The sequence below is a fragment of the Moorena sp. SIO3H5 genome (assembly GCF_010692395.1).
Taxonomy (GTDB): Bacteria; Cyanobacteriota; Cyanobacteriia; order Cyanobacteriales; family Coleofasciculaceae; genus Moorena.
The window spans coordinates 1-3,199 of record NZ_JAAHHS010000615.1 but is presented as its reverse complement, the minus strand read 5'-3'; the positions used below and the strand labels follow the sequence as shown (position 1 = coordinate 3,199).

Below are 3,199 nucleotides of genomic sequence, written 5' to 3'. Positions count from 1 at the left end.
TAATTGCCTTTGCTAAGATTTCTTGCTGGGTTGGTAGTTGAGCGAGATTGAGATTACTGCTATTGAGGGTACGTTCAACATCAAGGAAAAATTGACCAGTGTTGGGATTAGGTTTGGTTGGTACGGTGTTTTGAAACAGAGGTGCTTGAATTAGTGTCTTTTGGGGTTGAGGGACTAGTTCACTAGCAATGGGGGCTCCTAGGGTGAAGAAGACTACATTCCCTTCTAACCAGCCGTGGGTAGCATTCACCCCTCCTAAAGTAGCTGTCCAGCTAACCATTGGTTGACCGTTCACCTGAGTTTCTACTACCGGTAACTGATAACCATTGGTGATTAAGTCATCCAATTGCTGTAGGCTTGCTTGAGCACTAGAGCGATCGCTTACTTTTACCATCAATGCTATCCCAGCTCCTAAGGGAGCAGAGTAAGGGTTATCCTGAAGCGCCAGTTGTTCGGGAGACATTGGTATTAAGGCTAGGGCAAACTCCCCTTCCATCCAAGATAGTAAATCTTTTTCCCAATCCAACCCTAAGGTGGTTTTCAATCCAGCTTGGAAATTGTCTGGGGAAATGGGGATGAGAGAATTTAATGCTTCTTGTTCGGTATAGTATTGCCAAAATTCTCTGATGTTACCCCCAGATATAATCCCTAGGGTACTCGCTGGCATCCGTCTAGGCAAAAAAGAACCGCTATTTTGGTTACTGGTGTTAACAGTGCTTCTGGGTTTGAGCCAGGAAATCCCTTCAAAACTTATCCCCTCTGGTGCTAGGGTTACTGTTGTGACTATGTCTTGCTTTAAGGGTTTAGCTGCTGTTTTTTTAGGCTGCTCCTGGGCATCAGAGGCTACTGCGGCTAAAAAAGCTGGTAGATTAATATACAACTGAGCAAAGGACTGATCAGTTTTAATCTGAGCGATCGCATCTTGGTAGCCAGCTTTACTAGCTACGGAAATAGCTCCTTTGTAGGTGTCAATCACCTGATCAATAATTTTGGTGTTTTCACTCACTACTAAAAAACGCCCCAGCACTGCTACTGAGTACTTTTGGGAGTTACTCTTGTTCGTTTCGTAAACCTGAATACCTCTGTAGGTTCTCTCAACCCACTGTTTCCCTGATTGAGACTTGGCTTTTTTGAACAGCTCCATTGCTTGGGTTAGTTTGTCAATGGGTAGTACAATCAAACTGGGAAAAACTGATTGATCGTTTGATAAGACTGCTGGTGATAAGTCTCTAGGGCTAAAGTATGCTAAGGTAACGTCTTCACCCAACCAAGGTTTGATATCTTGCTGATAGTTGTAGCCGTTAGCAGTTAGTAAATTTTCCTGCAACTGAGCAAGCTGTTTTTCCAAAACTTGTCGAGAGTCAGTTGTGCCATACTTTAGCAACTGTTGCCATTGTTTGGAGTCTGTAGAAATTGATGCGGTAAAAAAGGCATTTTGCGGAACTAACTGGGTACTTAATTGAATATCTGGTTGTAAAATCTGCCGCCGCACTAGCAACCAGTAAGCGGTTACTCCACCGCCTACTACCAAGACGGCTGCTGCAAAAATTAGCAGTAGAAAAGATTTCTTTTTTTTGGTCATGGATTTGATTGCTAGGGACATGAAGATAAGAGCTTATATCTTTGTGTGACCGTTGAATCTGATTAAAATTGGTTGTTCGTAAATTACCAATTAGTAATTACCAATTAGCAGCAATTACCAATTATTAATTAACAGCCATGGGTTCAACCATATTAGAAGTAATTAACTTGACTTGATCTTAGCTGTAGATCGTATCTCGTTGCTGATAGGGACGCCCAAGGGATTGAATGGCTGCTTGTAATGTTTCTACTTCCATACAGGTACCCCCCATAGCTCCGGCCATGGTGGTGATATGCTCCTCCATTAATGTGCCACCAAGATCATTACAACCCCATTTAAGGGCATCTGTCGCCCCAGCAAGACCGAGTTTTACCCAACTGGGTTGGTGATTTTTAATCCAGTTCCCTAGGAAAATCCGAGCTACAGCTGTGAGTAACAGAGCATCTTTCAAGACTGGTTGATCCCGTCCAACACGATGGCGTAATGGTTTGGGGGCTTCCTGTCCGACAAAGGGCAGTAAGATAAATTCAGTGATTAAGCTAGGGTATCCCTGGTTACGGGCTGTTTGTTGAAGCGATCGCAATTTTTCCAAGTGTGTCATTTGTTGTTGGGGTGTCTCAATATGACCCGATAGCATGGTACTGGTTGTGGGCATTCCCAGTTGATGAGCTGTTGACACAATCTCTAGCCAAGTGGCGGTATTGGTCTTTTCTGGACAGAGAATTCGTCGGACATCATCATCTAAAATCTCTGCTGCTGTTCCTGGCATTGAACCAAGACCAGCTTCTTGTAGTTGAGCAATCACCTGGGCATAGCTAACTCCATCTTGCTCAGCAATAAATTGCACTTCCTGGGGAGAGAAAGCATGGAGATGCAGCTGAGGAAACTCTTGCTTAATGGTTTTTACCAACTCTAGGTAATAGGGCAAGGTTGACCCATTCATCTTTGCCTTGGGGTTGAGTCCGCCCTGCATGCAAATTTCTGTAGCATTCCGCCGCACCGCATCCGCTGCCTTGTCATGAATTTGCTGCCAATCGAGCCAATAAGCACCCTCTTCAGAGGCATTCCGGCGAAAAGCACAGAAACTACAGTGCTGGGTACAGATATTGGTAAAGTTGATATTACGGTTGATAACATAGGTAACCGTATCCCCAACTTGTTTATTGCGCAACCGATCCGCAGTTTCTTGAATTGACGCTACGGCCTGAGGTTCAGTTTGGTTCAAAAGCACAACCCCTTCATCGGGTGATATATCAATACCCCCTAAGGCACGGTTGAGAATAGTATCAACACTAGTGGTCATCACAGGCATATTCAGTAAACCTACATTCAGTAAATCTACAATGATCGCAGTGATCGCAGTTGAACATCTCCATGGTCTAGCCGGAAGGTGAAAATAACTTAGGGGCTAAAACCCCCTGATTCCATATATTTTGTCTGTCATCTATTTCAATGCCATGGGCAAGTCTGCTCCTTTGCTGATTGAGGTTACTATTGTTGAAAACTTTCCTGAGAAGTCTCTGGTTCCACCCCCTGTTGCTATTATTTTGGATTATTATTGGCAGTGTTTTACGCTTCACTAACCTCACCCTGAAGTCTCCCTGGACAGATCGGAGT

Annotated in this window: 2 protein-coding genes; both read right to left on the bottom strand. The window is 44.0% G+C overall.

The features are described 5' to 3' along the window. Nucleotides 1-1,582: DUF3352 domain-containing protein (locus F6K52_RS34475; protein ID WP_293089429.1), on the bottom strand; the 1,582-nt coding region annotated here is incomplete at its 3' end. Between the two features lie 178 nt (nucleotides 1,583-1,760). Next, nucleotides 1,761-2,894 (bottom strand): 7,8-didemethyl-8-hydroxy-5-deazariboflavin synthase subunit CofH, encoded by a 1,134-nt coding sequence (gene cofH / locus F6K52_RS34470; RefSeq protein ID WP_293089427.1) that lies wholly within the window; start codon nucleotides 2,892-2,894, stop codon nucleotides 1,761-1,763. Nucleotides 2,895-3,199: the final 305 nt, after the last annotated feature.

Coding starts and splice junctions, on each gene's coding strand:
- cofH (WP_293089427.1), bottom strand. CDS start 2,894: ATGCCTGTGATGACCACTAGTGTTGATACTATTCTCAACCGTGCCTTA.